The 25,558-nt window shown below is 69.9% G+C and carries 26 protein-coding genes and 2 pseudogenes; 17 read left to right on the forward strand and 11 right to left on the reverse strand.

Translation table 11 applies throughout. From position 1 onward, the window contains the following. Positions 1–657, forward strand: coding sequence for a hypothetical protein (locus tag OJ962_RS07080; protein WP_202957085.1), 657 nt, complete (start codon positions 1–3; stop codon positions 655–657). Positions 658–724: 67 nt separating this feature from the next. Beyond that, the gene (locus OJ962_RS07085) at positions 725–1,489 is read left to right on the forward strand and encodes a DUF2382 domain-containing protein (protein WP_202957084.1); all 765 of its coding nucleotides are present in this window, start codon (positions 725–727) and stop codon (positions 1,487–1,489) included. Between the two features lie 194 nt (positions 1,490–1,683). On the opposite strand, the pseudogene OJ962_RS34345 reads toward OJ962_RS07085, so the two are convergent. After that, positions 1,684–1,815, reverse strand: a pseudogene (locus OJ962_RS34345) (hypothetical protein); the annotation flags it as partial. Further along, positions 1,764–2,135, reverse strand: coding sequence for a hypothetical protein (locus tag OJ962_RS07090; RefSeq protein ID WP_238932268.1), 372 nt, complete (start codon positions 2,133–2,135; stop codon positions 1,764–1,766). The gene OJ962_RS07090 and the pseudogene OJ962_RS34345, both read right to left, overlap by 52 nt. A gap of 506 nt (positions 2,136–2,641) precedes the next feature. On the opposite strand from OJ962_RS07090, the gene OJ962_RS07095 reads away from it, so the two are divergent. From OJ962_RS07095 to OJ962_RS07110, 4 genes and pseudogenes are all read left to right on the forward strand, one after another. Beyond that, a complete protein-coding gene (locus OJ962_RS07095; protein WP_270006259.1) occupies positions 2,642–3,001 on the forward strand; it encodes a hypothetical protein in 360 nt (119 codons plus the stop codon). A gap of 122 nt (positions 3,002–3,123) precedes the next feature. After that, positions 3,124–4,308 (forward strand): annotated as a pseudogene (locus tag OJ962_RS34350) (PP2C family protein-serine/threonine phosphatase). Between the two features lie 246 nt (positions 4,309–4,554). After that, entirely contained in the window at positions 4,555–5,652 is a 1,098-nt protein-coding gene (locus OJ962_RS07105; protein WP_407697499.1) for a ferredoxin reductase, read from the forward strand. Positions 5,653–5,679: 27 nt separating this feature from the next. Then, on the forward strand, positions 5,680–6,903 hold the full coding sequence (locus OJ962_RS07110) for a fatty acid desaturase family protein (protein WP_202957081.1): 1,224 nt from the start codon (positions 5,680–5,682) through the stop codon (positions 6,901–6,903). Between the two features lie 82 nt (positions 6,904–6,985). Here the strand turns inward: OJ962_RS07110 and OJ962_RS07115 are convergent, their stop codons facing one another. Next, positions 6,986–7,222, reverse strand: coding sequence for a hypothetical protein (locus OJ962_RS07115; protein WP_202957080.1), 237 nt, complete (start codon positions 7,220–7,222; stop codon positions 6,986–6,988). Next, the gene (locus tag OJ962_RS34355; RefSeq protein WP_202957657.1) at positions 7,219–7,395 is read right to left on the reverse strand and encodes a TetR family transcriptional regulator; all 177 of its coding nucleotides are present in this window, start codon (positions 7,393–7,395) and stop codon (positions 7,219–7,221) included. Before OJ962_RS34355 ends, OJ962_RS07115 begins: the two co-directional genes overlap by 4 nt. A gap of 180 nt (positions 7,396–7,575) precedes the next feature. On the opposite strand from OJ962_RS34355, the gene OJ962_RS07120 reads away from it, so the two are divergent. Then, a complete protein-coding gene (locus tag OJ962_RS07120) occupies positions 7,576–7,731 on the forward strand; it encodes a hypothetical protein (RefSeq protein ID WP_238932267.1) in 156 nt (51 codons plus the stop codon). A 34-nt stretch (positions 7,732–7,765) separates the two neighbouring features. On the opposite strand, the gene OJ962_RS07125 is transcribed toward OJ962_RS07120, so the two are convergent. After that, positions 7,766–8,137, reverse strand: a complete 372-nt coding sequence (locus tag OJ962_RS07125; RefSeq protein ID WP_238932266.1) for a hypothetical protein — start codon at positions 8,135–8,137, stop codon at positions 7,766–7,768. A gap of 65 nt (positions 8,138–8,202) precedes the next feature. Here OJ962_RS07125 and OJ962_RS07130 point away from each other — a divergent pair, with 65 nt between their 5' ends. From OJ962_RS07130 to kdpB, 8 genes are all read left to right on the forward strand, one after another. After that, the gene (locus OJ962_RS07130; protein WP_270006261.1) at positions 8,203–9,903 is read left to right on the forward strand and encodes a bifunctional diguanylate cyclase/phosphohydrolase; all 1,701 of its coding nucleotides are present in this window, start codon (positions 8,203–8,205) and stop codon (positions 9,901–9,903) included. 101 nt (positions 9,904–10,004) lie between these two features. Continuing rightward, positions 10,005–10,736, forward strand: coding sequence for a ZIP family metal transporter (locus OJ962_RS07135; protein ID WP_202957077.1), 732 nt, complete (start codon positions 10,005–10,007; stop codon positions 10,734–10,736). Positions 10,737–10,857: 121 nt separating this feature from the next. Beyond that, positions 10,858–11,265 carry a hypothetical protein gene (locus tag OJ962_RS07140; protein ID WP_202957076.1) on the forward strand — a complete coding sequence of 136 codons (408 nt, stop codon included), beginning with the start codon at positions 10,858–10,860 and terminating at the stop codon, positions 11,263–11,265. A gap of 69 nt (positions 11,266–11,334) precedes the next feature. Then, positions 11,335–11,472 carry a hypothetical protein gene (locus tag OJ962_RS07145; protein WP_270006262.1) on the forward strand — a complete coding sequence of 46 codons (138 nt, stop codon included), beginning with the start codon at positions 11,335–11,337 and terminating at the stop codon, positions 11,470–11,472. After that, the gene (locus OJ962_RS07150; RefSeq protein WP_202957075.1) at positions 11,469–11,558 is read left to right on the forward strand and encodes a potassium-transporting ATPase subunit F; all 90 of its coding nucleotides are present in this window, start codon (positions 11,469–11,471) and stop codon (positions 11,556–11,558) included. The genes OJ962_RS07145 and OJ962_RS07150 overlap by 4 nt, the downstream gene beginning before the upstream one ends. Then, on the forward strand, positions 11,558–13,204 hold the full coding sequence (gene kdpA / locus OJ962_RS07155; RefSeq protein WP_202957074.1) for a potassium-transporting ATPase subunit KdpA: 1,647 nt from the start codon (positions 11,558–11,560) through the stop codon (positions 13,202–13,204). Before OJ962_RS07150 ends, kdpA begins: the two co-directional genes overlap by 1 nt. A gap of 3 nt (positions 13,205–13,207) precedes the next feature. Further along, positions 13,208–13,753 carry a potassium-transporting ATPase subunit C gene (locus tag OJ962_RS07160; RefSeq protein ID WP_202957073.1) on the forward strand — a complete coding sequence of 182 codons (546 nt, stop codon included), beginning with the start codon at positions 13,208–13,210 and terminating at the stop codon, positions 13,751–13,753. Then, the gene (gene kdpB / locus OJ962_RS07165) at positions 13,750–15,816 is read left to right on the forward strand and encodes a potassium-transporting ATPase subunit KdpB (protein WP_202957072.1); all 2,067 of its coding nucleotides are present in this window, start codon (positions 13,750–13,752) and stop codon (positions 15,814–15,816) included. Before OJ962_RS07160 ends, kdpB begins: the two co-directional genes overlap by 4 nt. Before the next feature lie 42 nt (positions 15,817–15,858). Here the strand turns inward: kdpB and OJ962_RS07170 are convergent, their stop codons facing one another. The 3 genes from OJ962_RS07170 to OJ962_RS07180 are packed head-to-tail and all read right to left on the reverse strand — an operon-like array spanning position 15,859 to position 20,364. Further along, on the reverse strand, positions 15,859–16,209 hold the full coding sequence (locus OJ962_RS07170) for an STAS domain-containing protein (protein WP_202957071.1): 351 nt from the start codon (positions 16,207–16,209) through the stop codon (positions 15,859–15,861). A gap of 3 nt (positions 16,210–16,212) precedes the next feature. After that, a complete protein-coding gene (glgX, locus tag OJ962_RS07175; RefSeq protein ID WP_202957070.1) occupies positions 16,213–18,309 on the reverse strand; it encodes a glycogen debranching protein GlgX in 2,097 nt (698 codons plus the stop codon). Positions 18,310–18,354: 45 nt separating this feature from the next. Further along, on the reverse strand, positions 18,355–20,364 hold the full coding sequence (locus tag OJ962_RS07180) for a putative bifunctional diguanylate cyclase/phosphodiesterase (protein ID WP_202957069.1): 2,010 nt from the start codon (positions 20,362–20,364) through the stop codon (positions 18,355–18,357). A gap of 305 nt (positions 20,365–20,669) precedes the next feature. Here OJ962_RS07180 and OJ962_RS07185 point away from each other — a divergent pair, with 305 nt between their 5' ends. Further along, on the forward strand, positions 20,670–20,975 hold the full coding sequence (locus OJ962_RS07185; RefSeq protein ID WP_202957068.1) for a hypothetical protein: 306 nt from the start codon (positions 20,670–20,672) through the stop codon (positions 20,973–20,975). Between the two features lie 166 nt (positions 20,976–21,141). Here the strand turns inward: OJ962_RS07185 and OJ962_RS07190 are convergent, their stop codons facing one another. From OJ962_RS07190 to OJ962_RS07200, 3 genes are all read right to left on the reverse strand, one after another. Then, positions 21,142–21,789: a PAS domain-containing protein gene (locus OJ962_RS07190; RefSeq protein ID WP_270006263.1), complete on the reverse strand. Its 648-nt coding sequence runs from the start codon at positions 21,787–21,789 to the stop codon at positions 21,142–21,144. A gap of 166 nt (positions 21,790–21,955) precedes the next feature. Continuing rightward, the gene (locus OJ962_RS07195) at positions 21,956–22,588 is read right to left on the reverse strand and encodes a hypothetical protein (protein WP_202957066.1); all 633 of its coding nucleotides are present in this window, start codon (positions 22,586–22,588) and stop codon (positions 21,956–21,958) included. A gap of 151 nt (positions 22,589–22,739) precedes the next feature. Next, on the reverse strand, positions 22,740–23,993 hold the full coding sequence (locus OJ962_RS07200) for a PP2C family protein-serine/threonine phosphatase (RefSeq protein WP_202957065.1): 1,254 nt from the start codon (positions 23,991–23,993) through the stop codon (positions 22,740–22,742). 147 nt (positions 23,994–24,140) lie between these two features. Here OJ962_RS07200 and OJ962_RS07205 point away from each other — a divergent pair, with 147 nt between their 5' ends. After that, on the forward strand, positions 24,141–25,556 hold the full coding sequence (locus tag OJ962_RS07205; protein WP_202957064.1) for an NfeD family protein: 1,416 nt from the start codon (positions 24,141–24,143) through the stop codon (positions 25,554–25,556). Positions 25,557–25,558: the final 2 nt, after the last annotated feature.

A 25,558-nucleotide genomic window follows, 5' to 3' on the forward strand; every position in this document is an offset into this window, starting at 1 on the left:
ATGACGGTCACCGACTCGCTGGCCAACGGCACGCGCGCTGCGCACGACGTCGGTCTCGCGGCCTGGCTGGGCGGCGCGATGTTCGGCAAGTTCGCGCACAACCCGTCGCTCGTGAACATCGCGAGCCACACGGAGCGCGGGAGCGTGTCCAACGCGGCGTGGAACGGCTACAACGCGATCAACTCCGCTGGGCTCGGGGCCGCAGCCATCGGTTGGACGGCCGCGCGCCTCACTGAGACCCGGCCGACGAACCTGTCCGCGACCGAACGGACGCTCTCGTCGGCCAAGGACGGCCTGATGGCCGCCGCCGTGCTGACCGGCGTGGCCAGCGGCGTGCAGGGCGCGCGCCTGGCGCGCCAGGCGCCCGACGGTGCGGTGCCGGTCGAGACGGGCACCAAGCCGGCGGCCGAGACGCCGGAGAAGGCCGCGCGCATTCAGCGCAGCCTGGGCGTCCTGGGCTCGGCCAACATCGTCACGGGCGTGGCACTCGTCGCCGTCAACGCGGTCCTAGCGCAGATCAACCACAGCCACCCGGCGAAGAAGCGGGCGTTCTCGCGATCGTCCTCGCCCCGGGGCTCGAACAGCCCCCTATGGGTCGGCGCGGCCGTAAGCTCGGCGGCCGCGGCGCTCGACCAGGCCCGCCGCCGGCGCGCCTGAGCCGGCGCGCATTACCCGGCCCGACGACCGTCGGCCCGTCGCGAATTTCAAGCACAAGGAGGCCACCATGGCCACCACCCAGAACGACGTCCTCAGCTGGCGCGGACAGACCCTGATCGACGCCCATGACGACAAGATCGGCACGATCGAGGACATCTACCTCGACGCCGACAGCAACGAGCCCGAGTGGGCGCTGGTCACCACCGGGCTGTTCGGCACCAAGCAGTCGTTCGTTCCGATCCAGGACGCGAGCGAACGCGACGGCGGCATCCGCGTCCCGTTCGAGAAGGCGACCGTCAAGGACGCCCCGAAGATCGAGCCCGACGGCGCCCTCTCCCCGCAGGAGGAGAGCAACCTGTTCCGCCACTACGGCCGCGAGCAGGACGACGCGTCCACGCGTGCCGGGCGCCCCCTCGACACGGGTGAGCGCGGCGGTCCGGGCCGGGACACGAGCGGCCCGAACACCGACGACGCCATGACGCTGTCCGAGGAAGAGCTCCGCGTCGGCACGACCGAGCGCGAAGCGGGCCGCGTGCGGCTCAAGAAGTACATCGTCGAGGACCAGGTGACCCAAACGGTCCCGGTGCGGCGCGAGGAAGTGCGGATCGAGCGCGAGCCGATCACGGACGCCAATCGCGGCGACGCGCTCGACGGTCCTGACCTCTCCGAGGAGGAGCACGAGGTCGTCCTGCACGCCGAGGAGGCCGTCGTCGACAAGAAGACGGTCCCCAAGGAGCGCGTGCGCCTCGACAAGGACGTCACGACCACGGACGAGACCCTCTCCGACACGGTGCGCTCTGAGCGCGTCGACGTCGACGACTCGCGCCGCTGAGTGAGCATCCGCTCTGACTGGCTGAAGCCAGTCAGAGCTCGCTCGCCCAGGCGATCCGACGAGGGAGCTCGCACCGATGAGGCGATCAGCGTCGCGTCAGCGCGCCGTGCGCCGGCGCTTGACGTCGGTCTCGAATCGGTCGGCCGCCTATGGCACGTGGACGAGCACGCCGGGATCGAGGTCCGACGGACCCAGAACTCGCCTTCCCAGCTGCCGGCGTGGCGCACGCAGCTCATGATCCGCTCGGCGACGTCCGCGTCCTCTGGGCCGACGGTCAGCTCGGCGATCGAGCGGCCCAGGACCTCGGGCCGTATCCAACCGTACAGCCGCTCCGCCGCGAGGTTCCAGCCCGGACGATTCCCTCGAGGTCGGTTCCGATCATGGCGACCGCAACCTCGGGTGGCGCCGACCTCTCCGCCTCCGGAGCGGAACCGGTGTCCGCCGCCAGATACGCGCCCCAGTCGCGCGGCACGTCGAGCAGTTGCGCGGCCTGGTGGCGCACATGTAGGAGAGGCGCGGCGGAGCGACCCTTCGCGGCAGCCCGGCGAGTGCGAATGGCGCGGGCGCGGGCGGCCTGCGCCCCGGCCGCATCGCCCCGACGTTCGGCGCGCTCGGCCAGGCCGGCCACGCCGGCGGCGATGGTCACGGCGCGGTGATACAGCGCGACCAACCCATCCACGGGCAGCACCGCCCGGTCTGACTCGTGGCTCAGGGTTGCTTGCGCTGTTCCGTGCGACGATTCTCACAGGCTTCCCTTTGGGTGACTCGATGGCCGCAGGCATCGTCGGTGCCCTGAGCGCGATCCGCCGTCCTGCGATGCGCTCCACTTCGACGGTTCCGGTCCGTTTGGGGCGAGAGTACTCCGCACAGGTCCTTCTCCACGCGCCCGAGAGCCGTCCCGTGGACTCTTCGCCTCACGTCCTCCACCAGCGCTTGGGCGTCGGCGAGCCTCCCGTGCTGGCGCGCGGCGCCACGCGTGTGCGATAGAACTCGTGCCATGGCTGGTTCGGTTCGCCGCCATGAAGACGCGGCCGCTCGTCACGAGCAGGCGGCCGACAGGCATTGGCGGACGAATCGCGATGAACATGCGCGAATCCGAGCCGCATGCGCCGAACACGTTGCAGGTTGAGTGCGACGCCGCATCGCGTGCTCATGTCTGCCCAGTTGCCAAGCAAATCGCCGCCGGAGCCGTCCGGCCCCAAGTACAACGCGCGGGTTGCGCTGAGTTGCCTGTCCGGCCACGCTCCCGGGCCCGTGCTGCACGCGCTTCAGCAATTGCGTTCGGTAATCGACGACCGACTACGCGAGGAGCTCGGCTCGCGCTATGACCGCCATAGCGCCCAGTCGGTGGGTACCGACAAGCTGACGGTCATCTTCACGCTTCGTGCGGCGTCGTCTGCGGCGGCCATCCGCGCGGCGGGAGTCGCCGCGGCCGCGCTCGTCGAGTTGCTCACCGACAGCGGAGCCGCCATCGACCTCTCAGGCATCGCCCTCGTGGTCCGCGCGCAGTAGCGCACAGGCAACGGTCGAAGCCTCCGAGGCCATGACGTCGGCTGACGGCTGGTGGGCGAGGCTCTGCACCGTACGCTGTTGGCGATGGCGAGCCCAGGCTCAGCACGACTGGATTTCCGCAGCTGATCGCGGCCATCGAGGATGCACCGCCGGTCGCTGCCGTCGACGTCCTCGCGGCGCAGCTGAGAGAAGCGATAGGGGCAGGCGCGGTGTCATTCCTGATCGCTGACTTCAGCGGCCAAGCGTTGGTTCGGCTCGGTCACGCCTCCAGTGAGGCGGCGGACCGGACACAAGGTCGCGAGACCGCTGAACGTTTGCCTCTGACGGGCAGTCGGCAGGGGCGAGCCATGGCCACTCAGGCGACCGAGGTGGTGAGCGGTGGGCGCGAGACCCGCGTGTTCGCTCCCGTGACCATCGAGGCGAAGCGATGGGGGTACTGGAAGTAGCCCTCGCCGAGACCCCTGACGCGGGGACCGTGGCGTTGATCGCCTCCGCCGCGCACGCGCTGGCGTACGTGGTGATCGCCAACCGTCGGTTCACCGACTTGTTCGCCTGGGCCAGCGCTCGGTGCCGTTGTCGTTGGCGGCCGAGATCCAGCATCGTCTGTTGCCCGGGTCCTATACGTGCGAGGCGGGGCAGTTCACCCTTGCGGCGTGGCTCGAACCAACCGGCAACGCGGGCGGCGACACATTCGACTTCGCGCTCGAGCGCGACACGCTGCATCTGTCCATGACCGACGCCATGGGGCACGAGGTCGAGGCCGCCGTGCTCGCGACCGTGCTGGTCGGAGGGCTTCGCAACGCGCGCCGCGCCGGAGCCGGGCTGGCCGCGCAGGCAGCCGCCGCCAATTCGGGGCTTGCGGACTTCGCGCGCAGTGGCGGCTTTGTCACCGGCCAGCTCGCGCGAGTGGATCTGCCTTCCCAGACGGCCACCGTCGTCAACGCCGGCCATCCCCCTCCGCTACGACTGCGTGACGGGCGTGTCGATCGCCTGCAGCTCGCGGCCGACCCGCCGTTCGGGATCGTCGTCGGCCACGAGTACCGCGTGCAAACGCTGCCACTCCAGCCCGGCGACCGGCTCCTGTTGCTCACCGACGGCATGCTCGAGCGCAACGCCGCAGCGTCGACGTCGCCGCGATCCTCGTCGCCGATCGCGACATGCATCCGCGGGAAGCCGTGCAGCATCGGTCCCAGGTGGTCCTCCAAGCCACCGACGGCGAGCTCAGCGACGATGCCACAGCGCTGTGCCTTGACTGGCACGGCGGGCCTTGCCAGCAGAGAACAAGCAACTCCGGCGCCGACGGCTGACCGTTTCGGGTCACCTGCATCCAACCGCACCTCCGACGGAGGCCTCAAGCGGTACGGCACCGTGGCCGGCGCCCCGATGGCCGGACGGGTTCGTGGCGTGACCGCCGCCAGCGCGTTGCGATTCGCTGGACGGGGCAGTACGTCCGTCGATGAGCTGTTCCGATGGTCACGGCCACACGGATCTTGCGGGCGGCGGCGCCGGTCTTGGACAGGAGCTGTTCGAGATGAGCGGGAGCGAAGGCGGCTGTGGCTGAGCGCGGCGCTCGTCCGCGGGTGCCCGCGGTGCGTCGCCGGCTGTTGCGGGCGGCGCGTGTGTTCTTCACGCCGTTGCTGCCCGACGACTACCTGGAGTTGATCGATCCGCTGTGGTCGAGCCGGGAGCTCCGCGGGCGCATCGAGGCGATCACGCGCGAGACGGCCGACTCTGTGACGGTGACGATCCGGCCCGGGTGGGTGTGGGAGGGGCATGAGCCGGGGCAGTACCTGCGCGTCGGGGTGATCGTCGACGGCGTTCATCACTGGCGCGCCTATTCGATCACCTCGGATCCCGGTCGCGCGGATGGCTTCATCTCGATCACCCCGAAGCTCGTTGAGACGGGCAAGGTGACGCCGTATCTGGTCCGGAAGGCGCGCCCGGGCACGATCGTGCGATTGGGTGGGGTGGAGGGCACGTTCACGCTGCCCGACCCGCTGCCCGAGCGGCTGTTGTTCATCAGCGCCGGCAGCGGCGTCACGCCGATCATGAGCATGTTGCGCGACCTCGCCAGGCGCGGGGCGCTCCGGGACGTCGCGCACCTTCACTCGGCGCGGACGCCGGAGGCGGTGATCTTCGGTGATCAGCTTCGAGGGCTGGCCGACCGGCATGACGGCTACCGGCTGCACGTGCAGCACACCGGCGAGTACGGGCGGCTCGCGCCGGCGGATCTGGACCGCTTGTGCGCGGACTGGCGCGAGCGCGAGGCGTTCCTGAGCGGCCCGGGTCAGATGCTCGACGCGATGCACGCGCACTGGGACGAGCACGCGGACGTCGCGCGCCTGCACATGGAGCGCTTCCAGCCGGTCATCGGGGGTGACGCCGCGGGCGGGGGGGGCGGCGTGATCACGTTCCGGGCGAGCGGCGAGACGGCGCACGCGGACGGGGGCACGCCGATTCTCGTCGCCGGAGAGGAGGCCGGCGCCGCCCTGCCGTTCGGTTGCCGCATGGGCATCTGCCACACCTGCGTGGGTCGCCTGTGCTCGGGACGGGTACGCGACCTGCGGACGGGGAAGGTCTCAGGCACGGACGGCGAGATGATCCGCACCTGCATCAACGCGCCCGAAGGCCCGGTCGAGATCGACCTCTGAACCTGAAGCGAGGACGCTGTGGACACCATGATCGAGAGCCCGCTGGCTCGTCTGAGTGACGACCAGCTCGAAGACCTCGCACGCGAGCTCGACGCCATCCACGACGAGGTGTTCGCCGAGCTCGGCGACCGCGACCGGCGGTACATCACAAGCATGATCGAGATGCATCGCCGCCTGGCGGTGCTGGGCCGGGTGCTGCTGTTTGCCGGGCGTTACAAGCCCGCGTGGTTGGCGGGGACGGCGACGCTGTCGCTGGCCAAGATCCTCGAGAACATGGAAATCGGCCACAACGTCATGCACGGCCAGTGGGACTGGATGCAGGACCCCTACATCCACTCCTCCTCGTGGGACTGGGACTCCGCGTCGACGCCCGAAGCCTGGAAGCACTCGCACAACTACATCCACCACACCTACACCAACATCCGCGGCAAGGACAAAGATCTGGGTTACAAGATCATGCGGATCGACCCGCACCAGAAGTGGGTCCCGATCTACCTGTTCCAGCCCGTCTACAACGTGCTGCTGATGGCGTTCTTCGAGTGGGGCGTGGCCTTCCACGACCTTGATCTGGACGCGATCAAGAAACGCGAGAAGTCCGTCAAGGCGCTCAAGCGCGAGCTCAAGGGCATGGCCCGCAAAGCCGGGCGACAGATCGCCAAGGACTACATCGCCTACCCCCTGCTGTCGGGCCGCAAGGGCTTCAAGAGCACGCTCGCGGCCAACGTCACCGCGAACATCATCCGCAACACGTGGGCGCACGCGATCATCTTCTGCGGCCACTTCCCCGACCAGACCTACACGTTCAGTGAGGAAGAAGTCGCCGGCGAGACGCGCGGAGGGTTCTATGTCCGCCAACTGCTGGGCGCGGCGAACATCGAGGGCAGCCCGCTCTTTCACGTCATCAGCGGCAACCTCGGCTACCAGGTCGAGCACCACCTCTATCCCGACATGCCCAGCACGCGGTACGCCGAGATCGCGCCGCAGATCAAGGAGATCTGCGAACGCTACGAACTGCCCTACAACACCGGGCCGTTCCTCAAGCAGTGGGCCACCGTCCAGCGCACGATCCTGCGCCTCGCGCTGCCCGGCGGCCGCCCGCGACCAAAGCCCGGGCCGTTCCGCCGCGGATCCGAGAACGGCGGCGCGGCGTGGCATCCCGACGACGCCGAACGCCGGCGGCGGGGCGCAACCGCGAGGGGGCCCGAACTCCCCCTCGACGGCGTCCGCGTGACCATGCCCGAGCAGCCGTAGGGCGCCGCCGCAGAGGCGGCCAGACATTTGCGTCACTCACCGCGCCGAGTCAATCGTTGTGCGGCCAGCACGGGCGGACCCATCAGCTCGGGCCAGTGAGCCGCTCTAGCCAGTCGCGCATGAGCGCGACCTCGGTCTTCGACAGTGGGCCGGGGTCAAGCGCCAGCGCGGCCGGCAACGTGATCGCGGCTGTCGCCGGGCTCGCGGGAGCGGTATCGGCTGGAGCGCCGGTGACACTGGCGAGGATCACGTCGCGCGCGGTGGGCGAGAGGTCGGCGTCGCGGTGCTCGGGCGCGCGCGTGAGCAGTGTGAGGATCACGCCGCTGCTGGCGGCGACGATGCGGTCGCCGCGGTGGAGGGTGGCACGACGAGGTGGCCGGCGGTCTGGCGCTGCTCGAGGTAGTCGCGGAATCCGTGGCCGACGACGCGCTCGAGCAGGGCCTGCTTGCTTCCGAAGTGGTGGTACAGCGTGGGTGCCTGGGCGCCCGCCAGCTTGTGGAGTTAGCGCGTCACCGAGTCCGGAGGTCTTCGTGTCTTACCGCACTTCTCGTCTGACGTTCACGCGCTCGTTCGGCAAGTCGGACCCGATCGACGCGCTCGGTCGCGCGGGCGGCGCTGCGCGAGCCGGACCTGCCGGAGGCGTGGCTGGCCGGTCCGGAGCGCGAGTTGCGGTTGTCAGCGATCACCGCCGGCTGGGGGATCACCGCAGCTCGCATCCTGGCCGAGGTCGATGGCATCGGGCGCTTCGCCAACGAGGCCAAACTCGCCAGTTACCCGGCGTCGCGCCCCTCGATGCATCCTCCGGTCGACAGCAACGCCATCGCCTGAACCGCGCCGGCAACCGCCGGCTCAACCGCGCGCTCTACACGATCGCGCTCACGCAGATCGGGATCTTCCCGCCCGCTCGCGAGTACATGGCCCGCCGCGCCGCCGAAGGCGACACGCCCCGCGAAGCCATGCGCACCAAGCCCACGCCGATCAGAGCCGGTCTCTCTATCTCAAGATTGACGATCAACGACATAGGAGCCACCGAGGTGCCCGATCGTCCAACCGCGTACTCCGCGCCGAAGCGCGTGAGCGTGCCGTTCGGCATCGGCGACGAGTCGCCATCCACATCCCGCGCCGGCAATCCCCACCTACATACGAGGCCCGGCTGACCGAGCGGTTGCGCGTCGAGTGGACGCCCGTGCGCAATGGCATCGCCGACATCGAAGGCATGCCGAAGGAAGTGCATTGAAGCGGATGACTCTGCGCTCGCCGAGCGCTCAAGTTCGGGCGGCGCGGGACGATCTCCTGTACGTGGCGCGCCGTCGCTCTGCTTTATTCACGATCGCCGTCTGGGGCGGTGTGCTGGCTGTGCTGGCCATGGCCTGTGTGCTGGTGATCGGCGCGCGCGGGGCCGCCGACGCGTCGCGCCAGGCGTCGGCCAGCGACCGCGTCAGCTCCGCCTATCGCGAGGCATACGTCGCGCACAGCCGTGAGCAGAGCGCCCTGCTGACGCGCGACGCGACCGCGCACGCGCGTGCCGCGGCAGACGTCGAGGCGGCGCTGGCTCAAGCCGGCGCGAGCGCGACGAGTCTGCGGGCCGAGCATGCCGCGTACCGGCGCTTCGCGGAGCCGGTGTTCGCTGACGCCGCGAGCGCGGACGTGGCGCGCGCACTGGCCGCGTACCTCAGCAACGCCCTGGCCCGCGAGACCGACATCGCGGCGGACCGGGCGCGCGGCCTCGGTGAGCACGCCAGCGCACAGTTGGACGCCGTCATTCGCGGCGCGCTGATCGTGATCGTGGCGGCGGCGTGCATCTTCACGGTGCTGGGTTTGATGCTCCGCGTCCAACGGCGCCGGCTCCAGGCGGCTCGCGCCCAGGAGCTCGAGCAGCTCGCGCAGATGGCGAGCTCGGACCCGCTCACGGGGCTGCGCAACCACCGCGTGTTTCACGAGGACCTCGCGCGCGAGTTGCAGCACGCCGGACGCACCGGCCTGCCGCTGGCTCTCGTGCTGCTCGACCTCGACGACCTCAAGACGCTCAACGACACGCACGGTCACCAGGCGGGGGACAAGCGCATCCGCGCGCTCGCTGACACGGTGCGCTCGATCATGCGCGGCGCCGATCAGGCCTACCGCATCGGCGGCGACGAGTTTGCCGTCATCCTCCCGGACACGCGCGCGTGGGGCGCTCTGGAGTTCGCGCAGCGACTGCGCGCCGCGCTGCCGGGCTTCTCCGCCACCGCGGGCATTGCCGAAGCCGAGGCGCTGCGCCCGCGCGACGAGGTCATCCGTGAAGCCGACATGGCGCTGCTGCGCGCGAAGGCCCTGCGTCAGCACGCCGCCATCTACACGCTCGAGATGGACCCTGACGGTGACGCCCCTGGGGTTGACGAGCGGCACACGCAGACGCTCGCGTCCGCCCTCGCGCGCGCCGTGGATGCGAAGGACTCCTACACGCGCAGCCACTGCCAGACCGTCTCCGAGCTCGCCGCGTTGATCGCCACCGAGCTCGGCTTCACCGGCGACCGGCTGGTCCGCATGCGGCTCGCGGGCCTCTTGCACGACGTCGGCAAGATCGGCGTGCCGGACATGATCCTCAACAAGCCGGCCGCGCTGACCGACGACGAGTACCGGGTCATGCAGGCCCATTCAGTGCTCGGCTACGAGATCGTGCAAGCCGCCGGCCTCTCCGAAGAGGCGCAATGGGTGCGCCACCACCACGAGCGCGTGGACGGCCGCGGCTACCCCGATGGGCTCGTCGGCGACGCCATCCCGCTCGAGTCGCGCATCATCCTCGTCGCCGACGCCTACGAAGCGATGACGTCCGACCGCCCGTACCGCCCGGCGCCGGGGCAGGCGTTCGCGGTCGAGGAGCTGCAACGGGGCGCTGGAACGCAGTTCGACACGCGCGTCGTCCAAGCGCTGCGCCGCGTCCTTGACCGGCTCGCCACACCGACCACCTGCGCGAGCGAGGCGGTCGTACCGACCGCGACCGGCCCCATCTCGCGCTAACAGCGACTCGCTCTCGAGCGCGACGGACGGCCGGTTCGGGCGCGCACGGATCGGCGATTCTCGACGCGTTGCTTGGCTCGCCGCGCGGGTAGGACACGAGCGTGTTGACCGCGCTGCTCTACGGGCTTGCGGCGTCCAGCGCCCTGGCGATCGGCGCCGCGATCGGCTCGTACGTCACGGCACCCCGGCGAATCACCGGTGTCCTGCTCGCCTTCGCCAGCGGCGCGCTCATCTCGGCGTTGGCCTTCGAGCTCTTCGAGGAGGCCTTTGAGCTCGGAGGAGCCGTCCGTTCGGGACTCGGGCTGCTCGCGGGAGCGGCCGCGTTCGTCGCCCTCGACACCGGTCTGGACCGCTACCTCGCCGGCAAGTCCGGCCCGGACGAGCGCGAAGTCGCGGCTTCCGGCGCCCGCGGCGGCGTCGGCTTCGCGCTGCTCGCGGCCGTGACGCTGGACGGGGTCCCGGAGAACCTCGCCCTCGGCGTCTCGCTGGTCGAAGGCGCATCGCTGACCCTGCTCGTCGCCATCTTCGCGTCGAACCTGCCGGAGTCGCTGGTCGGCGCGCAAGCGATGCGCGAGCAAGGGATCAAGGCCCGCACGGTCATAGCCACCTGGCTCGCCTGCGCGCTGCTGCTGACCGTGGCCGTCGTGCTCGGACGCGCACTGGGCGGCAACTTGAGCGAGCACGTCCTCGCCATCGCGCTCGGTTTCGCCGGCGGCGCGGTCCTCGCGTCCCTCGCCGACACGCTCATGCCCGAAGCCTTCGAACACGGACGCCCCCTCAACGCCTTCGCGACGGCGGCCGGCTTCTTCCTGTCCTTCGTCCTCGCAGCCTGAACGCCCTCGAAGGGCCAGCAGAAAGCTGACATAGACCCGCCCGCGCGGTGCCAACTCGCACCTCGCGCGTATCGCGCCGAGCGCAGCCGGACAGACCAGACGAAACAGCTGTGGTGGCTGCGTGGAGGAGGAAGTGATGCTTGGTCCACTCAAAGATCTCACTCGGGTACCGAACGCGATTCTCGGGGTCGCCGGCACGACGGTGGAGGCGGCCAGGAACCTCCGGACGCTTGAGCGCATCGTGACCGACAGGCTGGCCTCGCTCGATCAAGGCCTGCGCGAAATCGTTGCCGTCCTGCCCGCGGTGGCCGACGACCTCATGCGCGTGCGTGCCATCGTCGAGCCGCAACACGAGCGAGTAGCCGCCATCGAACGCGACGTCGGTCGACTCGACGAGCGCCTGGCCAGCCTGCAACACACGCTGTCGCTCCTCAAGAGCGAAGTCACGGACGCCACCGAGCTCCTCCCCGACCCCGACGCGCCTGGACCCATCGCCCGCGCTCGTGAAGCACTCACGAGCCGAGCCTGAAGCTCGGAACCACACCGACCCCGGCGTGGGCCAGCGCTGCACCGCGTAAACGGCCTTAACGGAATCTGTATGCCGAGGGCCGCGTTCTGTACGCGGCCTTTGCGCGCGAAAACCAGCATGGATGGCATGGATTTCGTCGCCGTCGCACTGGCCCTGCTGGCCTTCATCGCGCTCTACGGCCTGATCGCGCTGGTGGACCGCATATGAGCGCCGCCGACACGCTGGGCCTGATCGTCGCCGTCCTGCTGGCGGCGTTCCTCGGCTATGCGCTGCTGCGCGGGGAGCGCCTGTGATGGGGGTCGTCCAGATCATCGTCTTCTGCGCCGTCCTGCTCGCGATCGTGCCGCTGTTGGGCGGCTACATGGCTCGCGTGTACACGAGCGAGCGCATCCGCCCCGTCGAACGGCTCGTTCTGAAGCTGCTCCGGGTGGAACCCGCCTCTCAGACCTGGAAGACCTACGCCGCGAGCGTGGTGCTGTTCAGCCTCGTTTCGTGGCTGCTGCTGTACCTGATCCTGCGCACGCAGACCGCGCATCCGTTCAATCCCAACGGGTTCAACTCCGGGACGTGGGATCTGTCGTTCAACACCGTGTCCTCGTTCGTGACGAACACGAACTGGCAGTTCTACGGCGGCGAGACGACGCTGTCCTATTTCAGCCAGATGGCCGGTCTGGCCGTGCAGAACTTCGTGTCCGCCGCCGTTGGCATCACCGTGTTGATCGCGCTCATCCGCGGCATCGCGAGCAAGCCGCTCGGCAACTTCTGGCAGGACCTGACGCGCACGGTCATGTACGTGCTGCTGCCGATCAGCGTCGTCGGCGCGCTGCTGCTGGCGTCCCAGGGCGTCGTGCAGTCACTCTCGGACTGGGGGCCGGTGGCCTCGCAGGAGATCATCAAGCTGCTCGGCACCAACGGCGGCGGCTTCTTCAACGTCAACTCGGCGTTCCCGTACGAGAACCCGAACGGGTTCACGAACTTCGTCGAGATGCTGGCGATGCTCGCCATCCCCGCCTCGCTCACGTACACGTACGGGCGGATGGTCGGCTCCCGCCGCCAGGGCTGGACCGTCTTCGGCGTCATGTTCACGGTGTTCGTGATCGGCGTCGTCGCCGTCTACCTGGCGGAGTCGAGCGTCACCCCGGCACAGCAGGCCGCCGGCCTGACGGGCGCGAACCTGGAGGGCAAGGAGCTGCGCTTCGGCACCGGGGGCACCGCGCTGTGGACCGTCGTCACCACGGCCACCTCGACCGGCGCGGTGAACGCCGCGTTCGAGTCGCTGACCGGCATCGGCGGCCTGATCCCGATGGTCAACCTCGGCTTCGGCGAGTCGATCTTCGGCGGCGTCGGCACCGGCCTGTACACGATGCTGCTGTACGTCCTGCTCGCCGTGTTCATCGGCGGCCTGATGGTCGGGCGCACGCCCGAGTACCTGGGCAAGAAGCTCGAGGCGCGCGAGATCAAGCTCGTCGTGCTGGCACTGCTGGCCACGCCGCTGCTCGTGCTGGTCACGACCAGCCTGGCGCTCGGCACCGGGCACGGCGGACCGTCGATCTACGCGTCCGGCCCGCAGGGCTTCAGCGAGACGCTCTACGCGTACCTGTCGCAGGCCAACAACAACGGCTCCGCGTTCGCGGGCTACACGGGCTACCTGCAGCCTGAGGCCGGCAACCTCGGCGCGAACGGCGTCACGTTCGCCGACCTGCTCGGCGGCTTGACGATGCTGATCGGCCGTTTCGTCCCGATCGTCCTCACTCTCGCCCTCGCCGGCGCGATGCGCAACAAGCGCGCCGCTCCCGCCGGCCTGGGGACCATGCGCACCGACACGCCCACCTTCGCCGGCCTGACGGTCGGCACGGTGGTGATCGTCGGCGCGCTCACGTTCCTTCCCGCCTTCCTCCTCGGGCCCGTCGTCCAGGGCCTCACAACGCAGCTCTTCTAAGCCATGAAACGAAACCTGATCACGTCCGCGATCGCGGTCGTCATGTTCACCCTCGTGCTCGGCCTGGCGTATCCGCTCGTGGTCACCGGGGTCGCGCAGGTCACGTTCGGCGACAACGCGGACGGCAACCCCGACCTGATCGCCAAGGACACCAAGGCGGATCCGCGCTACTTCCAGCCGCGCCCGTCCCAGACCGAGTACGACCCGGAGGCCACGTTCTTCTCTAACCGCGGCCCGAACTCGAGCGCGGCGCGCTCCTTCTACCGCGACCAGCTCGCGGCCTACATCGCCCTCAACGGCCAGTACAACCCGGGGCTGACCAACGACAAGGTCCCCGCCGACGCCGTGACCACGTCCGGCTCGGGCGTGGACCCGCACATCTCCGCGCAGAACGCCGCCATCCAGGCACGCCGCGTTGCCGCCGTTCGAGGCATCGCGCCCGAGCGCGTCGACGAGCTCGTCGAGCAGGCGACCGACGGCCGCTTCCTCGGGCTCTTCGGCGAGCCAGGCGTGAACACCACCAAGCTCAATGAGGCGCTTGACCGATGACCGCCATCGCTGAACCCGAAACCCCGCAGTCGCCGCAGCGCGAGTCCAGGTCCCTGTTCACGCCGGACATCCTGTGGCCGGCGATCGGGGCCTCGCTGGAGAAGCTCGACCCGCGGGTGCAGTTGCGCAACCCGGTGATGTTCGTGGTCGAGGTCGGCGCGGTGATGACGACCCTGGCGGCCGCGGCCGGGTGGGGCGAGGACCCGCGCTGGTTCTCGGTCACCATCGCGATCTGGCTGTGGCTGACGGTCGTCTTCGCCAACCTGGCCGAAGCACTGGCCGAGGGCCGAGGCCGGGCACAGGCCGCGGCGTTGCGCTCCATGCGCACCACGACCACCGCCAAGCTGCAGGACGGATCGGAGGTCGCGGCCTCCGATTTGGCCAAGGGCGACGTCGTCGTCGTGGTGGCCGGCGAGGTGATCCCGGGCGACGGCACGGTGATCGAGGGCATCGCCTCGGTGGATGAGTCCGCGATCACGGGCGAGTCGGCACCGGTGATCCGCGAGTCGGGTGGGGACCGCAGCGCCGTGACGGGCGGTACGCGCGTGCTGAGCGACCGGATCGTGGTGGAGATCACGCAGGAGCCCGGCAAGTCCTTCCTGGACCGCATGATCAATCTGGTGGAGGGCGCCGAGCGGCGCAAGACGCCGAACGAGATCGCGCTCAACATCCTGCTCGCCGGCCTCACGCTCGTGTTCCTGGTCGTCGTGGTCGCGTTGCGGCCGTTCGCCGACTTCGCGGGTACGGACGTGTCCTTGACGACGCTGATCGCGTTGCTGGTCGCGCTGATCCCGACGACGATCGGCGCGCTGCTGAGCGCGATCGGCATCGCGGGCATGGATCGCCTGGTGCGGCGCAACGTGCTCGCGCTGAGCGGGCGCGCGGTGGAGGCGTCCGGCGACGTGGACGTGCTGCTGCTCGACAAGACCGGCACGATCACTCTCGGCAACCGGCAGGCGGCGGAGTTCGTGCCGATGCCCGGGGTGGAGGAGATCGAGCTGGCGGAGGCGGCGCAACTGGCGAGCCTCGCCGACGAGACGCCCGAGGGGCGCAGCGTGGTCGTCCTGGCCAAGCGCTACGGGATCCGCGAGCGTGAGCTCGGTACGCACGAGTTCGTGCCGTTCACGGCCGAGTCGCGGATGAGCGGCATCGACCATGACGGTTCGCGGCTGCGCAAGGGCGCGGGGGAGGCCATCGTCCGCTTCGTCGAGGGCGAGGGCGGCCAGGCGCCGCACGAGTTGCAGAGCGTGCTGGACAAGATCTCGCGCGAGGGCGGCACGCCGCTGGCGGTCGCGCGCGACGCGCAGGTGCTCGGCGTGATCCATCTCAAGGACACGGTCAAGGAGGGCATGGCCGCGCGCTTCGAGCAGCTGCGGGCGATGGGCATCCGGACGATCATGGTCACCGGCGACAACCGCCTGACGGCCGCGAAGATCGCCGAGGAGGCGGGCGTCGACGACTTTCTGGCCGAGGCCACGCCGGAGCGCAAGCTGCAGCTGATCAAGGAGGAGCAGGCGAACGGGCGGCTGGTCGCGATGACCGGCGACGGCACCAACGACGCGCCCGCGCTCGCGCAGGCGGACGTCGGCGTGACGATGAACACCGGCACGCAGGCCGCCCGCGAGGCCGGGAACATGGTCGACCTGGACTCCAACCCGACGAAGCTCATCGAGATCGTCGAGGTCGGCAAGCAGCTGCTGATCACGCGCGGCGCACTGACCACGTTCAGCATCGCCAACGACATCGCCAAGTACTTCGCGATCCTGCCCGCGATCTTCGTCTCCACCTACGCGGCGGCCGGCGAGTCCGAAGGCCCGTTGGCGCAGCTGAACCTCATGGACCTCGGCACGCCGCAGTCGGCGATCATCTCCGCGATCGTCTTCAACGCGATCGTGATCCCGCTGCTGGTGCCGATCGCGCTCCGCGGTGTCAAGTACAAGGCCGCCGGCGCCACTGCACTGCTGCGCCGCAACCTGCTGATATACGGCGTCGGCGGCCTCGTGGCGCCGTTCGTCGGGATCAAGCTGATCGACCTGATCGTCCACAACCTGCTGGGGGCGTGAGAGGCACGACCGTGCAGGAGTTGGACCTGCGCGGGAGCACCGTCAGTCGGGTCGGGCGGCCTCACGCGCGTCTGAGACCGAGCTGTAGACGTCGAAGACCCGCATGAGCCCGGTGAGCTCGAGGATCTTGGCGACGTTGCGGCCCGTGCTGACGAGGACGAGGTCCCCGCCGCCGGCTTGGGCGCGTTTGCGACCGCCGATGAGAATGCCGAGACCGGCCGAGTCGATGAACTCGAGGCCTTCGAGGTCGGCGATGATCCGCCCGTCAGGCTGGCGCTCGATCGCCTCCATCAGCGCGACACGGAGGTCGGGAGCGGTGCCGATGTCCAGCTCACCGCGCACGGCGACGACGACGGTGTCCTCTATGTCACGGCGGTCCACGGCGAAAGGCATCGGTCATCCCGTCCTGCGCAGCAGCGCGAGGCTGCGCGCGTCGATCTTGGTGGTCTGGCCCGCTTCGACGGCCTCGCCCTCGTTGAAGGCGTCCGCGGTGTCCAGGACGCGGACCCAGCGGGCGCCCCAGCGCTCCTCGGGCATGGTGACCTCCAGCGGCTCGTGGTGGGCGTTGAACAGCAGCAGGAACGAGTCGTCGAGGACGCGTTGACCGCGTGCGTCCGGGCTGGGGATCGTCTCGCCGTTGAGGAAGACGCTGAGCGCCTTGCCGAAGCCGGACGCCCAATCCTGCTCGGTCATCTCGGTGCCGTCGGGTCTGAACCAGGCGATGTCGGGGCCTGCGGCGCCGAGTGACTCGCCGTGGAAGAAGTGCCGGCGCCGGAAGACGGGGTGCGCTCGGCGGAAGGCGATCAGCCGCTGGGTGAACGCGAGCAGGTCGCCGTCCCGGTGCTCCCAGTCGAACCAGGAGATCTCGTTGTCCTGGCAGTAGGCGTTGTTGTTGCCGCCCTGGGTGCGGCCCATCTCGTCGCCGCCGAGCAGCATCGGGATGCCCTGCGAGAGGAGCACCGTGGCGAGGAAGTTGCGCTGCTGGCGAGCGCGGATCTCCAGCACCTCAGGATCGTCGGTCGGACCTTCGACGCCGGAGTTCCAGGAGCGGTTGTGGCTCTCGCCGTCGGCGCCGCCCTCGCCGTTGGCCTCATTGTGCTTGTCGTTGTAGGAGACGAGGTCGTGGAGCGTGAAGCCGTCGTGGGCGGTGACGAAGTTCACGCTGGCCGAGGGCTTGCGCGCGTCGTCCTCGTAGAGGTCCGAGCTGCCGGTGAAACGCGCGGCGAACTCGCCGAGCGTCTGCGGCTCGCCGCGCCAGTAGTCGCGCAGCGTGTCGCGGTACTTGCCGTTCCACTCCGACCACAGCGGCGGGAAGTTGCCGACCTGGTAGCCGCCCTCACCGACGTCCCAGGGCTCGGCGATCAGCTTCACGCGCGAGACGACGGGGTCCTGCTGGATCAGGTCGAAGAACGCGGACAGCCGGTCGACCTCGTGGAACTGGCGGGCGAGGGTGGAGGCGAGGTCGAAGCGGAACCCGTCGACGTGCATCTCGGTCACCCAGTAGCGCAGCGAGTCCATGATCAGCTGCAGCACGTGCGGGTGGCGCATGTTGAGGCTGTTGCCGGTGCCCGTGGTGTCGTAGTAGAAGCGGCGGTCGTCGTCCACGAGCCGGTAGTAGGCGGCGTTGTCGAGGCCTTTGAACGACAGGATCGGACCGAGATGGTTGCCCTCGGCGGTGTGGTTGTAGACCACGTCGAGGATCACCTCGATGCCGGCCGCGTGCAGCTGCTTGACCATCCACTTGAACTCCTGCACCTGCCCGCCCGGCTGCGTGGACGCGGCGTAGTCGTTCTGCGGCGCCATGAAGCCGATCGAGTTGTACCCCCAGTAGTTGCGCAGCCCCCGGTCGGCGAGATGGGAGTCGTGGATGAACTGGTGCACCGGCAGCAGCTCGACGGCGGTCACGCCCAGGTTGAGCAGGTAGTCGATCGAGGCGGGATGCGCGAGCCCGGCGTAGGTGCCGCGCAGGTTCTCGGGAACCCCCGGATGCTGCTGCGTGAAGCCCTTGACGTGCACCTCGTAGATGACGCTGTCGTCGAGCGGGGTCCGCGGCGGACGGTCGTGGGCCCAGTCGAAGTACGGGCTCGTGACCACCGCCTTGGGCATGGACGGGCCGCTGTCGTCGTCGTTGAACGAGTTCTCGGGGTCGTCGAAGCGGTAGTTGAACAGGGACTCGTTCCACTGCACTTCGCCGTCGATCGCGGTGGCGTACGGGTCCAGCAGCAGCTTGGACGGGTTGCAGCGCAGGCCCTGTCCGGGGTCGTAGGGACCGTGGACCCGGTACCCGTACCGCTGGCCCGGGCCGATGTCCGGTGCGTACCCGTGCCACACCCACGCCGCCATCTCCGTCAGCGGGATCCGCGTCTCGGTGCCGTCGGGCTCGAACAGGCACAGCTCGACGCGCTCGGCCGCTTCCGAGAACACGGCGAAGTTGGTACCCACCCCGTCATACGTGGCGCCGAGCGGGAACGGCGAACCTGGCCAGAACTTCATCGCTGGTCGCCTACCCAGCCGGTGTCGAAGGAACGCGCAGCGGCTTCAGCGAGCGGCCACGGCGAGCGCTTCACGCAGCCGCTGCGGGAGCTCGTCGCCGGGGCAGGGGCGAGCGAGTGCGTACCCCTGTGCGGCGTGGCAGCCGGCATCACGGACGGCGCGCAGCTGGGCCATCGTCTCGACGCCTTCGGCGATGACCCGGATCTCGAAGGCGGAGGCGAGGCCGACCACCGCTTCCAGGATGCGGGCGCTCGCGGTGTCGTCGGGCAGGCCGGCGATGAACGTGCGATCGAGCTTGAGGGCGTGCACGGGCAGCCGGTGCAGGTACGAGAGCGACGAGTAGCCGACGCCGAAGTCGTCGATCTCGAGGTGGACGCCGAGCGCGCGCAGGCGGTTGACGACCGCTTCGCTCTGGAACATGTCGTCCATCAGGACCGTCTCGGTGATCTCGAGCGCGAGCCGCTCTGGGGGCAGGCCGCTGGCTTCGAGGGCGCCGGTCACGTCCGCGACGAGTTGATCGGGGCGTGCCAGCTGGCGCGCGGAGACATTCACGGCGACCCGGATGTCGGCGTCCCAGCGCGCGCACCGCTGGCAGGCGAGGGCGAGGACCGCGCGCCCGATCGGCGCGATCAGCCCCGTCGCCTCTGCGACGGAGATCGCGTCCGAGGCTGGGATGGCGGGGCCGCCCGGACGCTGCCAACGCAACAGGCTCTCGACGGACGGCGGCTCGCCGTCGAGCGCGATGATCGGCTGGAAGTGCAGGTTGAGCGCACCCTGACGCAATCCGGCGCGCAGCTCCGCTTCGATCTCGATGCGTTCTTGCAGGCGCTGACGCAGCGCGTCGTCGAAGACCTCGACTGCGCCGCCACCGAGCGCCTTCGCGCGGTACATCGCGGCGTCGGCGGCCCGCAGCACGCGCTCGGGATCGTCGCTGTCATCCGGGCCGACGACAGTGACGCCGATCGAGGCCGACGGGTGCACGCGCTCGTCGTGAGCCAGCGGCGTCGACAGCGCCTGGCAGAGCCGCGCCGCGACGGTGGTCGCCTCCTCGCCGGCCTCCAGGTCGTCGCAGATGATCGCGAACTCGTCGCCGCTCAGGCGGCTGACGATGTCGCTGGGACGGACGACCTGCAGCAGCCGATCCGCGACTTCACGCAGCAACGCGTCGCCCGTCGCGTGCCCGAACCGGTCGTTGACCGACTTGAAGTCGTCGAGGTCGACATAGAGGATCGCGGCGCAATGCCGCCGGCGCGCGAGGATCTCGTGTAGCCGCTGCAGGAACACGGTGCGGTTCGGCAGGCCCGTCAACGGATCCTCGAACGCGGCGCGCCGCAGCGCCTCCTCCGCCGCCATGTGATCGGACAGGTCGTCGACGACGCCGATCCACTCTTGGACGACGCCGTCTTGAACCACGGGTACGCCGTGAATGCGCAGGTGAAGCCAGTGCCCATCGGCGTGTCGCAGCCGGAACAGGTGATCGAACTCCTCACCGCGCTCGAGCGCCCGGCGCCACACATCGCCCAGGCCCGCAGCGTCCTCCGGGTGGACCACCTCGGCCCAGTTCGGCTCGCCGGTTGTGCTCACGGGGTGACCGGTCAAGGCCCCCCAGTCGGTCGCGTGCGTGGGGCGGCCGTCCGCGCCGGCCTGCCAGACGACGCTGCTCAGTGCGTGGCTCAGCACCCGGTACCGGCGTTCGCTGCGTCCGAGCTCGAGCTCGGTGCGCTTGCGCTCGCTGACGTCCTGCAGGATGGCCACCAGGTGGGTCGGCGTCGGCTGCAGCCGTGCCTCGAACCAGCCGTCGAGCGGCGCGATCGACCCCTCGAAGGTGACGGCCACCTGCTCACGCAGCGCATGCACGCACGCGTTGTGCAGCGCGGTACCGGCTGCGTTCGGGAACAGCTCGAGCAGGTTGTGGTGCAGAACCGCCTCGGGAGGCCGTGCGAGCCGGCGGGCGGCGCTGCGATTCAGATACACGCAGCGGAACCCGTGATCGAGCACGATCAGCGCCTCACTGATGCGCTCGAGAATCCCGCGCAGGACCGGCGTGTCATCCACGCTCAGGGGCTGGTCCGGCCCTACCGCTCCTCCGCTTGAGCGCGCCATGAACGCAGATCTTTCCCAGCGCGCCGTCTGGACAGGCATGGTGCAGCCGCCTGGCGGTTCGGCGGCCTCGCTGCGGTGACCGTCCCGGTCGGTTGACGATTCGCCCGCATTCGTTTCGTGTCTCGCGCGATCAGGGCAGGGTCGGAGTGGCACCGCGACGTTCACTCCCGCGCGTGCTCCCTTGGAAGGCAGCCGTTGGTCGTTCTCGATACTTCGGATTCAGTCTGAGGGCTTTCCAGCCCAATCGAAGGATCATCATGAGTACCCACAGCGAGACTCGCCGCGACCGCGGCGCTACGACTGCGCGCGACCTCGAGGGGCACCGTCCCCGTCGGCTGAGCACGGAGACCAAGGCGTCGTTCAAGACGACGGAGTTCTTCGCCTACATCGGCCTGTTGATCGCGTTGCTGATCGCGGCGGCGGTGGTCGACGAGACCGACGCCGGCGGCTTCGGGGCGCAGCAGGTCTGGCTCTACGCCACCCTGCTGACCATCGGTTACATGGTCAGCCGCGGACTGGCCAAGTCCGGCAGCCGCGATCCTTACGACGCGGACGACCGCTGACGCGTGCCGCTGAGCTCGCGATCGGACCGCGGAGGCCGCCGGCGGGCCGGCGGCTCCCGCGGGCGGGCCGGGTTTCGCGGCCCGTTCCCGTTCTACTCGCGGCAGACCCGCCGGGGCACACGTGTCAGCGTGACCGGCTGCTGTCTTCCCATCCCGCTCGCTCTCTCTATGGCAGCCCTGCTCGGCGCTCGCGCGGCGATGCGTCGCTGAGCCCGCCGAGGGCGTCCGGAATCTCGACGAGCGCGCCGGGATCGAGGTCGATGGAGACGCCGACGACGCCGACCGCCTGTCCGTTGGGGCCGTGGACGAGCGCGTCGTGCACGTACGCGAGAAACCGCGTCCCGTCATCACGAAGGACCCAGAACTCGCCCTCCCAGTGACCCGTTCGGCGGACGCTGTCCATGATCCGTTCGGCGAGCTCGGCGTCCTGCGGCCCGACGGTCAGCTCCCCGATCGCGCGGCCGAGCGCTTCCCGCTGCGGCCAGCCGTACAGCCGCTCGGCCGCCGCGTTCCATAGCCGGACGGTCCCGTTCAGGTCCGTACCGATGACGGCGGCCGCGAGCTCGGGCAGCGCCGGGTGGCGGCGCGCCTCATCGGCGACGAAGTAGGCGTCCCAGCCGCGCGGCGCGCCGAGCAGCCGCGCGGCCTGCCGGCGCACATGCGCGCGGCGCAGGATGGACCGGCCCTCCTCGGCGTCCCGGCGGGCACGCACGGCGCGCGCGTGTGTCGTCTGCGCGTACGCCGAATCGGCGTGCCGTAGCGCACGCTCGGCTTCGCGCTCGCTCACGCCCGCCACGTCGACGGCGACCGCCACAGCCCGCTTGTACAGCGCGACAAGCGCATTCTCGGCCTCTGAGTCGCCTGGTGCGCGCTCGCTCGATGTCGGCATGCTCGGGGACGCTGCCTGATCGGCGCCGGCTGTCGCCGTGGGCAGTCGGCGCAATGACAGTGAGCTCGTCGGCTCTGCCGTCGGCGCGCCTTCAGTGACCGACGCGGTCGACCTTGCGGTGGAAGTGGGTCCCGGCCTTGCCGCCGGCGACCGCGGCGATCAGCGTGCCGACGACGATGGCGGCGAGCGCGATGATGCCGCCCGTGCTGATGGTGCCCTCGTCGACCGGGATGCGCGGCAGGTTCAGCTGGCTGAGCACGTTGTACTGCGCGCCCAGCACGGCGCCGGCCACGGCGAGGACGATGGTGACCACTAGACCGATCACCCAGACGCCGAGACCCTGCTTGGGGCCGTTGAAGCGCGCCATGCGTCCGGCGACGTAGCCACCGGCGTAGTAGGCGATGGCCAGGACGAGCAGGACCAGGATGCCGCCGACGATGCCGACGGTCTCGGCGTTGGAGGTCGCGTCGTCGGTGCTCGCCTGCGTCAACCCGACCGCGGCGCCGGCGGCGCTGAGGATGGCGATCAGCAGCACGGCGATGCCGACGGCCACGAGCCAACCGAAGAACGCGCTGCCCCAGTGCAGTCCGCCGAACTGCTCGCGCTGCCGTTCCTCGGTCGACCGCAGCCGCTCGCTGCCGCCGTCGCCTCGTCCGAACCGACCTTTCCGATCGTCCCCGATCTCCTCTGCGGAACGGCTGCCCGGTTTCGCTGTGTTCGCCATGGTGATGCTCCTCGGAAGTGGCCCGCGGCGGCGCCGCGGGCTGACCGAGCCTGCCCAGGGGCCCTTCACCGAAACACGAGCCAGATGAAGGTGGGACACGAATGAGCGCTGAGGGCGGACGACATGGGACGTCGTCCGCGCCTCGGGACGGTCAGAGCACCGTCTGAGGGAGCAGCCGGCGCTCGTCGCCGCCGCGCCAGCGGACGAGCACGGCGGTCGCGTCGTCGCGCAGGTCGGCGCGCTCCCGTCCGAGCATCGCGTGCCGGAAGCGCCGCAGCGTCTCGGGGACGGTCTGTCCCGCGGTGGCCTCGCGCGCGATGTACCGGCCGACGTCCTCGAGCGTGAAGCGCATGCCGTTGCGGTCGTGCGCCTCGACCAGTCCGTCGGTGTAGAACAACAGCAGATCTCCGGGTTCCAGCGACTCGCTCATCATCGTCGGAGCCGCGGCGCCCAGGCCGGTGCCGAGCGGTGGTTCGGGAATCGACTCCAGCTCGCGGACGTGGCGGCCGTCCCGGATGACCAGCGGTGGCGGGTGCCCGGCGCAGATCCACGTCAGCTGTCCCGAGTCCAGCTCGAGGCGTGCGATCAACGCGGTGACGAACCGCGAGTCGGGAAACTGCTCGCCGACGGCGGCGTCCATCGCGGCGGACGTCTCCATCAGGTTGCTGCCGGCACGCCGGCGGTTGCGATACGCCGCCAGCGCGAAGGCGGCCACGCCGGCCGCCGGCAGCCCATGCCCCATCGCGTCGAAGATGCCGAGATGCAGGACGCGTTCGTCGACCGCGTAGTCGAAGGCGTCGCCACCGTTGTCGTAGGCGGGCTCGAGCACAGCCGCGAGGCTCAGGTCGTTCGTGGCGAAGACCAGCGGTGGAGCGAGGCTCCAGACCATCTCCGACGCGATCGTCATCGGTTGGCGTCGGCGGGCCGTCTCGATCGCGTCTCCGTAATTCCCCTTGGTCGCCATGAGCGTCGCCACGAGGTGCGCGTAGCGCTCGAGCAGCGTCACGGTCGCCTCTGACAGAGTCCCAGTGACAAGTGTCATGGCGAGTACACCGAGGCGCTCGGTGCCGTCGAGCAACGGCAACCAGAGCCGCTCACCGTGGGGCGCCTCGGTCGGCGTGCGCAGGATCGACGTCGTGCTGAACGCGCGCCCGGCGATCGTCCCGGCCACCGACAACACTTCACCGCCATAGCGAGCGCCCAACGGCACCAGGGTGGCCTGCTCGAAGTCGATGACGTACACGACGACGTCCGTTGCCCCGATCAGCGCAGCGGTCTCCGCGATCACTTCCGCAAGGTCCGAAGGCGCGCTGAGATGCGTGCGGCGCAACAGCTCGAGCAGCAGCTCCGCGTTCGTCCCCGCGGGCCGAGGGTCCAAGTTGGTGGACTCAGCATCGGCGGCCATCGCGCCTCTTTACCCGCTTCAGCCCTCGTCACTCTCGAGCCGCCACAGACGGGGTGAGCGGTTCACAGCAAGGGTCCGGCCTGCCGCACCTGCCGGTCGTAGTACCTCCCCTTGACCGGGCCGGCCCGAGCGCAGAGAATCGGCTGAGTGGAGGGTGAGAAGACCGAGACCACGGCCGGACCCGCCACTGCGATCGCGGCGCCCGCCGCCGTCCCGGATCGAGCGCCGGAGGTCGGCGCGGCCCTGCGCGCGCCGTCCGTCGGGCCGATGGGCGTGGCGAATGTGCTCGCCCTGCAGCGCACCGCCGGGAACGCCGCCATCGCTCGCGCGATCGCCACCGGCGCGATCCGTCCGGCCGCGCCGCAGCTCATGCGCCAGCCAGCGGCCGCTCCTGCCCCCGCGCCCGACGCCGCCAAGGACGCGGACCGCAAGAAGGAAGCCGAGCGGTTGCGCGGTCACATCGAGCGGCTCAACGGAGTGGCCGCCGCCGCCACCTCCGCGCACGGCGCGCTGCGATCCGCGACCACCAGCTCGCTGGCGAGCGTGGACGCGATCGCGTCGACCTTCTCCGAGGCGACCGAGCACTTCCGCATGGCGTACGGGTCCCATCAGCGGGTGGTGGCGCGGGCCGAGCAGGCCGCCGCCGAGGCGGGCGCGATCCGCGACGCGATCCTGGGCGTCGCGATCGGCGTGGTGGCGGCGTTCAAGGTCGTCCCGATCATCGAGGCGATGACGGCCCGCAAGCTGCTGGTGGAGACGGGCGGCGAGCTGGCGGAGCTGGGGATCTCGAAGGGCCTGGACGCGGGTGCCGAAGCGGTCGGGGGCGAGCAGGCGAGCCCGCCTTCCTTGACGCCGGAGGCGATGGAGCTCGAGCAGGCCCGTGAGCTGGTCGCGCTGTATCGGGATCTCGCGAAGCTGCAGACCGGTCCGGACGCAGCCTCGATCGCGCTGGCCTGCAAGGACGTGATCATCGAGATCGAGCGCTACGAGGACGGGCGCAGCCGCTTCTCGGCGGCGAAGATCGACCGCTTCGTCTCCGCGCTGGCCGAGAAGGAGAAGCAGGCCGGCGAGGTCAAGGAGAAGTCGGCGGCGTTCCAGAAGGAGGTCGCGGCGAAGCTGCGCGAGGTGCGCGGCAAGAACAAGGTCTCCGGGCCGCGCGACATGCTCGAGGACATCTGGACGCAGTGGCTCGCCGGCGGCGGCAACCCGTATCACCCGATCATCGCCAAGGAGCTGATCGAGCTCGGGATCCTGTCGAAGGAAGGCGAGTTCGCCGACCTGCAGTACCGCAAGAGCGACGTGCTGACCGACGACGCCGCGATGGCTGCGTCGGTGCGCGCGATGCGCGGCAAGACCGGGGTGGCGCACACCGACCTCAAGCCGGGTGGCAAGGTCGAGGTCGAGGGGCAGCTCTGGCAGGCGGTCTCGACGTCGGAAATCACCGCCGGGACGGCGGTTCGGGTGAGTGGCGTGTCACGGCCGGACGAGCGGCTCGCGGGGCACGGCAATTGGGTGGCGAGCCAGACGACGATCACCTTGACCGTGACGTCGGACGCCGACTAGGG

Origin of the sequence: Solirubrobacter deserti (assembly GCF_027587175.1) — a bacterium.
GTDB classification, from domain to species: domain Bacteria; phylum Actinomycetota; class Thermoleophilia; order Solirubrobacterales; family Solirubrobacteraceae; genus Solirubrobacter; species Solirubrobacter deserti.

Bases quoted from the DNA above. Each gene is read 5' to 3' on its own strand.
- OJ962_RS07080 (WP_202957085.1), top strand. From the start codon at position 1: ATGACGGTCACCGACTCGCTGGCCAACGGCACGCGCGCTGCGCACGAC.
- OJ962_RS07085 (WP_202957084.1), top strand. From the start codon at position 725: ATGGCCACCACCCAGAACGACGTCCTCAGCTGGCGCGGACAGACCCTG.
- OJ962_RS07095 (WP_270006259.1), top strand. From the start codon at position 2,642: ATGTCTGCCCAGTTGCCAAGCAAATCGCCGCCGGAGCCGTCCGGCCCC.
- OJ962_RS07110 (WP_202957081.1), top strand. From the start codon at position 5,680: ATGATCGAGAGCCCGCTGGCTCGTCTGAGTGACGACCAGCTCGAAGAC.
- OJ962_RS07125 (WP_238932266.1), bottom strand. From the start codon at position 8,137: ATGCACTTCCTTCGGCATGCCTTCGATGTCGGCGATGCCATTGCGCAC.
- OJ962_RS07145 (WP_270006262.1), top strand. From the start codon at position 11,335: ATGCCGAGGGCCGCGTTCTGTACGCGGCCTTTGCGCGCGAAAACCAGC.
- OJ962_RS07150 (WP_202957075.1), top strand. From the start codon at position 11,469: ATGAGCGCCGCCGACACGCTGGGCCTGATCGTCGCCGTCCTGCTGGCG.
- kdpA (WP_202957074.1), top strand. From the start codon at position 11,558: ATGGGGGTCGTCCAGATCATCGTCTTCTGCGCCGTCCTGCTCGCGATC.
- OJ962_RS07160 (WP_202957073.1), top strand. From the start codon at position 13,208: ATGAAACGAAACCTGATCACGTCCGCGATCGCGGTCGTCATGTTCACC.
- kdpB (WP_202957072.1), top strand. From the start codon at position 13,750: ATGACCGCCATCGCTGAACCCGAAACCCCGCAGTCGCCGCAGCGCGAG.
- OJ962_RS07170 (WP_202957071.1), bottom strand. From the start codon at position 16,209: ATGCCTTTCGCCGTGGACCGCCGTGACATAGAGGACACCGTCGTCGTC.
- glgX (WP_202957070.1), bottom strand. From the start codon at position 18,309: ATGAAGTTCTGGCCAGGTTCGCCGTTCCCGCTCGGCGCCACGTATGAC.
- OJ962_RS07185 (WP_202957068.1), top strand. From the start codon at position 20,670: ATGAGTACCCACAGCGAGACTCGCCGCGACCGCGGCGCTACGACTGCG.
- OJ962_RS07195 (WP_202957066.1), bottom strand. From the start codon at position 22,588: ATGGCGAACACAGCGAAACCGGGCAGCCGTTCCGCAGAGGAGATCGGG.
- OJ962_RS07200 (WP_202957065.1), bottom strand. From the start codon at position 23,993: ATGGCCGCCGATGCTGAGTCCACCAACTTGGACCCTCGGCCCGCGGGG.